We start from the raw sequence: 6257 nt of genomic DNA on the forward strand, positions 1-6257 counted from the left end.
GCGGCAGGCGATGTTCCCTCCTCCTCCTCCTCCTCGCATCGGGGCGCACTATATGGGGCGGATGACCGCACGTCCTCTCACCTCCGCCGAACATGCGCTCGTCCGCTCGATGTTCGGCGACGCGATCGATATCGACCGCGCGGTCGTCCACAACGCACGCTGGTGGCCGTTCCAGCCCAGGAGCACCTTGATGGCGCCCGACGGCGCGATCTGGTGCCATCCTGGTGGCGGGCTGTTCCGTGCCTGCTATGCCTCGGAGAGCCTGGCGATGCAGGCACTCTTCGTCCATGAGATGACCCATGTCTGGCAGGCGCAGCAGCGCGGGCGATGGTATCTGCCGCTGATGCGCCATCCCTTCTGCCGTTACGCCTACAGGCTGATGCCGGGCCGGCCGTTCGCCCGCTACGGCATCGAGCAGCAGGCCGAGATCGTCGCCGATGCCTTCCTGCTGCGGCGCGGCGTCGCCCGGCCGGGAAAGCCGGGACTTGAGCGATATGAAGCGCTGCTGCCATTCGCTCCAACCTCCCCGCTCACCCTCACGCCGGTCGCCGGGCTTCCCGAACATATCGCCACCCGCTAGAGCGGCGCTATGATTCCAACCGGCCTGCTCGGCGGCAGCTTCAATCCCGCGCATTACAGTCACAGGCATATCAGCCTGTTCGCGGTTCGCGCGCTGGGGCTGGCGGAGATGTGGTGGCTGGTGTCGCCCGGCAATCCGCTGAAGGCGGGGGCGTCGGACATGGCGTCGCTGCCGGCGCGGCTCGGCTCGGCGGAGCGCATGGCCCGCCGCGCACCGATCCGGCCGACCGCCATCGAGGCACGGCTCGGCACCCGCTACACCGCCGATACGCTGCGCGCGCTGGTCCGCCGCTATCCCAACCGCCGCTTCATCTGGATCATGGGCGCCGACAATCTGGCGCAATTCGACCGATGGCATGATTGGCGCGGCATATCGCGCAGCGTCGCCATTGCCGTTGTCGCCCGGCCGGGCTATGATGGTGGTGCCCGGGCCTCGAGGTCGATGGGCTGGTTACGGCGTTTCGTCCGGCCCGTGGCCAAGGCGAAGGAGTGGACGGCATGGAGACCGCCAGCGCTCGTGCTGCTGCACTTTTATCCTGATCGCGGTTCCGCAACGCGGCTCCGGGCCAAGGACCCTAGCTGGCATCTTTCCTACAGCAACACAGGCTTGCGCGATCGTTTGACGCGCCAGCCGCTTCCATGAGGAGGTAATTTGACCGCCCAAGACCCTTCAGCAAAGCTCCACGAGCTCGTGCTGAAATCTCTCGACGACGACCAGGCTGTCGAGACCGTGACGATCCCGCTCGCGGGCAAGTCGTCCATCGCCGATCACATGGTGATCGCTTCGGGCCGTTCGACGCGCCAGGTCGCCTCGATGGCGACGAAGCTCGCCGACAAGATCAAGAGCGAAACCGGCAAGAGCGTCCGCATCGAAGGCCTGCCAACCGCAGACTGGGTGCTGATCGACGCGGGCGACGTGATCGTCCACCTGTTCCGCCCCGAAGTCCGCAGCTTCTACAATCTCGAGCGGATGTGGAATTTCGGCGACGCGCCCGCCGCGCCGCTGGCGGCCCAGGCCTGACATAGCGGCAGCAGGCGGGGGCCGGGAAAGCATTGCTGCTGCACATCGTCGCCCGGGGCAGGATCGGCCGCAGCCCCGAGGCCGAGCTGGTCGCCCGCTACCTGAAGCGGATCGCCTGGCCGACCCGCATCACCGAACTGCCCGACACCGGCGGCAAGCTGCCGCCGCGCGATCCCGGCACCATGCTGGTCATGCTCGACGAAAAGGGCGAGCAGCTGGGATCGATGGCCTTTGCCGAAAAGCTGGGTCGCTGGCGCGACGATGGCGTCCGCGAGATACGCTTCCTGATCGGGGCCGCGGACGGCTTCGGCGAAGACCAGCGCCGCGATGCCGACCTGCTGTTCGCCTTCGGCAAGGCGACCTGGCCGCACATGCTCGCCCGCGCCATGCTGGCGGAGCAGCTGTGGCGCGCGACCAGCATCCTGGCCGGCCATCCCTATCATCGGGAAGGGTGATGCGCACGCGCGCCATCGCCATCCTGGCAGCCGCTGCGATGATGGCCTGCGCCGCCAGCGCCCCGGCCGTCGATCGCGATCCGATGGTCGCCGAGCAGCAGCGCGCGCTGCTCTCGGCACGGCGCGACGCGGCCGCCGCCGAGCGCCGCGCCGCACGGCTCGAGCACCAGGCCAAGGCGATTTCCCGCGCCGCCGACCGCGCCCAGGCCGAGCAGGCCGCCGCCGCCGCCGCGATCCAGGCCTCCGAAGCGCGCATCGCCGCCGCGCAGGCGCAGGTCGTCATCGTCGATCGGCTGCGCGCGGCGCAGCGGGCGCGGCTCGCCGAACGGCAGGGGCCGATCGTACGGCTGACCGCAGCGCTCCAGACGATGGCGCGCCGTCCGGCCGCGCTGGCCCTGGTCCAGCCGGGCTCGGTGGACGACATGGTCCATGTCCGCGCGCTGCTCGGCTCGACGCTGCCCGAGATCCGCGCCCGGACCGCCGGCCTGCGCGCCGAAGTGGCGCGCGGGGATGCGCTGCGCCGCCAGGCGGAGCAGGCCGTGGCCGAGCTGCGCCATCAGCAGCGGCAGCTCGAGACCGATCGCCACGCGCTCGCCCGGCTCGAGGCCGACCAGCGCCGGCGCTCGCAGGGCCTGATCGACGATGCGATGGCCGAGCAGGACCGGGTGATCGCGATGGGCGAGAAGGCGCGCGACATCACCCAGCTGATCGCCGACCTCGGCGACCAGGCCGACATCCGCATGCGGCTGGCGAGCCTGCCCGGCCCCCGGCTGCGCCCGCCGATCCCCGGCCAGGCGCCGCCGCCGCCCGCAGAACTCGCCGCGCTGGCGGCGGCGGCGAATGCGCCGCCCTTCTACCGACTGCCGGTGCTCGGCAGGCTCGTCGCCGGTATGGGCGAGATCTCCCAGTCGGGGGTGCGCGCCAAGGGACTGACCCTCGCCCCGGCGCGCGGCGCGCAGGTCGTATCGCCCGCGGTTGGGCGGATCGCCTATGCCGGCCCGTTCCGCGGCTATCGCGGGATCGTCATCATCGATCATGACAATGGCTGGGCGACGCTGATCACCGGCCTGGCCGGGCTCGGCGTCCGGGTCGGCCAGCAGGTGATCCAGGGCAGCCCGATCGGCACCGCCGAAAACCGCGATCCGCGCATCACCGTCGAATTGCGCCACAACAGCGCGCCGGTCGACATCCTGCCGATCATGGCGCGGGGGTGACGATCGGCAGTTGTCGGAACCGCCGTCCTGCGCCAAACATCCGCCATGCCCGACATCAAGCTCCACGACAGCTGGAAGACCCCGCTCGCCGACGAGTTCGCCGCCCCCTATATGGCCGCGCTCAAGGCCTTCCTCACCGGCGAGCGCGCGGGCGGCAAGCGCATCTTCCCGGCCGGCGGCGAGTGGTTCCGCGCGCTCGATCTGACGCCGCTCGACAAGGTCCGCGTCGTGATCCTCGGGCAGGATCCCTATCATGGCGAGGGCCAGGCGCATGGGCTGTGCTTCAGCGTCCGCCCCGGCGTCCGCCCGCCGCCGAGCCTGGTCAACATCTACAAGGAGCTGCACGGCGACCTCGGCCTGCCGCGCCCCGGCCACGGCTTTCTCGAACATTGGGCGCGGCAGGGCGTCTTGCTGCTCAACAGCGTGCTGACCGTCGAGATGGGCCTCGCCGCCTCGCACCGCGACCGCGGCTGGGAGAGGTTCACCGACGCGATCGTCCGCCTCGTCAACGCCAGGGCCGAGCCGGTCGTGTTCATGCTGTGGGGCAGCTACGCCCAGAAGAAGGCGGCATTCGTCGACTCGACCGACCGGGGCGGCCGCCATCTCGTGCTCAATGCCGCGCACCCCTCGCCGCTGTCCGCGCACAACGGCTTCTTCGGCTGCCGCCACTTCTCGAAGGCCAACGCCTTCCTGGAGGCGCGGGGCCTGCCGCCGATCGACTGGTCGCTGCCCGACATCGGGGCCGCCTGACGGCCTGACAAATCGCCCCTACGCTCCCCGGTCGAGCAGCGGCGCCATCGCGACGATGTCGCCGGCGCTGAACAGCAGGCTGCCCGGCGTCGCACCGGGCAGCGCGTGGAAGAAGAAGGGGGTGCCGAAGCTGTCGCCCTCGATCAGCGCATGCGCCATGTCGGCCGCGACCGCCGTCACCAGGTCGACCTGCGCGCTGCTGTCGGACGAAGACTGCGCCGCCAGCCTGTGTGCCATATAGGTCTCATAGTCGGCGGGCGTGGTCTCGGGCCGGTACATGTAGTTGAGTTCGCGATAGGGTTCGCCCGGCCAGGGATAGATGATGTAGCGCATCTCGATATGGCGGAAGCCGCGCGGATATTCCTTGTGAACAAGCTGGCAGACCGCGCAGTCCTTGTTGGTGAACATGTAGCAGATGCCGGCCGAGGGCCCGCCGCTCGCCGGCACGCGGATGCTGGGCAGCATCGCCAGCTGATCCCAGAATGGCGCAAGCTCCGCCTGGAAGCCGGCCTGCCCCGGAATGCCCGGCGCGGGCTCCTGCGCGGACAGGCGGCCGGCGAGCGCCAGCGCGGGCAGCAGCGCGAGCATGGCGCGCCGGTCGAACGTCATTCCTTCAATCCCCCGATCGAAAGTCTATCGCGGGAGTGTGTCGCGTATCGAGCGCGGCGTCCAGAGCGGTGCGAATGGGGGATCCCGCCTGACGCGGCGCTTGAGGAGAGATCCCACCCCCCTCGTTTTCGTCATCCCAGCGAACGCTGGGATCTCTCTTGCCCCTTTCCTCGACATGTCAGCGCAGAGAGATTCCAGCTTTCGCTGGAATGACGGCATTTGGTAAGTTCCTGTATTCGAACGATTCCTTGGTGCGAGCGGCGAACCTTTGGCGGCCTCAGCCAGCCAGCGCCCAGCGCCCCAGCGGGACATGCTCGGTCAGCCCGACCAGGCTGTGGACCAGCACGAACTCGCCGGCGCGCCAGCTGATCGGCCAGACCGGGCGGCGGAAGCTTTCCTCCTGCCCATAGGCCAGGGTAACATGTGGATCGAAGCGGAAGCCGCGATTGGGCCACACCCCGGCGTCGGCCATTGTCAGCGCGAGCTTCTGCTGGAACGCCTTGAGCACCGGCATGTGATCGCCCGGCTTGAGGCAGGTGACGTGGCCGTTGCTCACCACCTCCTGCAGCACGATCCGCAGCCCCGGCCCTGCCAGAGTCGCGGCCGCCGTCCCCATCGCCGCGACCAGCCCCGGCGGCGGCGTCATCGGCAGGTCGAGCGCAAACAGCGTCATCTGCAGCCGGTCATCGGCGACATGGCTGCGCGCCACGCCGATCCCGTCGCGCACCGCAGCGATCTCCTCGATGGCCTCCGCACTCGGCATCAGCGCGAAGAACAGGCGGTGGAGGACAAGCTCGTCGCTATCGTCAAAGGGCCGGCGCAGGGTCATGGCGTTTCTCCTTCGTTCGACTCCCTACGCGATTTGGGATAAGAACAAAAGAAGAACTTACGTCAGCACCCAGTCGCGACGATCATAAGGCCGTTTCACAAGCCCGCGAACTCGTCAATGCCGAGGACTTGATAGATATGCGCGACATCGCGGGCCGATCGCACCTGGTCGAGCAGCGCCTCGAACTCATCCTCCTGGCCATCCGCCTCATAACCGTCATACCAGCTGACGCGCACGGCGGCGCAGGTCCGGTCCTTGATCTCATCCAGCGACAGCGGCGGGAGCTTCTCGAGCTCATGTTCGACACGCCAGGACGGCGGCAAGTACAGGAGAATCCCCAACAACGTCCAGCGCGCGGCCCTGCCCTTGGTTCGAACCGATCGGACGACCCACTGGTTATTTCCATTGTCGATAAGCAGCATGCCTTCGTGCATGCCGCGCTTGATCATCGCCGGAGCCGCGATCGTCAGGATGTCCATGTCGGGGAATCCGCAGAAATCCCCATCTGAGGTGAAGCCGAGCACTGGAAACTCAAAGCTCTCCTCGGTTGTCTTGATCAGTGACATGCCGCGCCTCCGCTGGAACGAATGGAGAACATACCCGCTCACAATCGTTACGGCAAGAGGGTGGAGCGACACGCGGTGACGCAGCCCTTAGAGCGCGCTGCGAATAGCTTGAATCGAATTGGGATTCCCAAGGCGGCCGAGGTGTGATTCAAGCTTGGGGCTGGGTTTGGAGGCCAGCCTTTATGCCACGAGCCTATTCTCAGGATTTGCGTGACCGGGTGATCGATGCGGTGG

The 6257-nt window shown here is 68.2% G+C and carries 9 protein-coding genes; 6 read left to right on the forward strand and 3 right to left on the reverse strand.

Annotated features, from left to right (window positions below; genetic code table 11):
- Positions 1 to 61: 61 nt before the first annotated feature.
- From AC1DQK_RS18605 to ung, 6 genes are read left to right on the forward strand one after another with little or no spacing between them, the layout of a single operon-like run.
- A complete protein-coding gene (locus tag AC1DQK_RS18605) occupies positions 62 to 580 on the forward strand; it encodes a vgr related protein (protein ID WP_477873260.1) in 519 nt (172 codons plus the stop codon).
- A gap of 9 nt (positions 581 to 589) precedes the next feature.
- On the forward strand, positions 590 to 1222 hold the full coding sequence (locus tag AC1DQK_RS18610) for a nicotinate-nucleotide adenylyltransferase (protein WP_477873262.1): 633 nt from the start codon (positions 590 to 592) through the stop codon (positions 1220 to 1222).
- A gap of 9 nt (positions 1223 to 1231) precedes the next feature.
- Positions 1232 to 1600, forward strand: a complete 369-nt coding sequence (gene rsfS / locus AC1DQK_RS18615) for a ribosome silencing factor (protein ID WP_477873264.1) — start codon at positions 1232 to 1234, stop codon at positions 1598 to 1600.
- A 32-nt stretch (positions 1601 to 1632) separates the two neighbouring features.
- The gene (locus tag AC1DQK_RS18620; RefSeq protein WP_477873266.1) at positions 1633 to 2055 is read left to right on the forward strand and encodes a 23S rRNA (pseudouridine(1915)-N(3))-methyltransferase RlmH; all 423 of its coding nucleotides are present in this window, start codon (positions 1633 to 1635) and stop codon (positions 2053 to 2055) included.
- Positions 2055 to 3269 carry a murein hydrolase activator EnvC family protein gene (locus AC1DQK_RS18625; RefSeq protein ID WP_477873268.1) on the forward strand — a complete coding sequence of 405 codons (1215 nt, stop codon included), beginning with the start codon at positions 2055 to 2057 and terminating at the stop codon, positions 3267 to 3269. The genes AC1DQK_RS18620 and AC1DQK_RS18625 overlap by 1 nt, the downstream gene beginning before the upstream one ends.
- A gap of 45 nt (positions 3270 to 3314) precedes the next feature.
- The gene (gene ung, locus AC1DQK_RS18630) at positions 3315 to 4019 is read left to right on the forward strand and encodes a uracil-DNA glycosylase (protein ID WP_477873270.1); all 705 of its coding nucleotides are present in this window, start codon (positions 3315 to 3317) and stop codon (positions 4017 to 4019) included.
- Between the two features lie 18 nt (positions 4020 to 4037).
- On the opposite strand, the gene AC1DQK_RS18635 is transcribed toward ung, so the two are convergent.
- The 3 genes from AC1DQK_RS18635 to AC1DQK_RS18645 all read right to left on the reverse strand — a co-directional run bounded on the left by AC1DQK_RS18635 (position 4038) and on the right by AC1DQK_RS18645 (position 6023).
- Positions 4038 to 4628, reverse strand: coding sequence for a permease (locus tag AC1DQK_RS18635; RefSeq protein WP_477873272.1), 591 nt, complete (start codon positions 4626 to 4628; stop codon positions 4038 to 4040).
- A gap of 277 nt (positions 4629 to 4905) precedes the next feature.
- Positions 4906 to 5457 carry a 2'-5' RNA ligase family protein gene (locus tag AC1DQK_RS18640; RefSeq protein WP_477873274.1) on the reverse strand — a complete coding sequence of 184 codons (552 nt, stop codon included), beginning with the start codon at positions 5455 to 5457 and terminating at the stop codon, positions 4906 to 4908.
- Positions 5458 to 5552: 95 nt separating this feature from the next.
- Complete coding sequence (locus tag AC1DQK_RS18645) at positions 5553 to 6023, reverse strand: hypothetical protein (RefSeq protein WP_477873276.1); 471 nt, start codon at positions 6021 to 6023, stop codon at positions 5553 to 5555.
- Positions 6024 to 6257: the final 234 nt, after the last annotated feature.

The sequence above is a fragment of the Rhizorhabdus sp. P4_G5 genome (assembly GCF_056401065.1).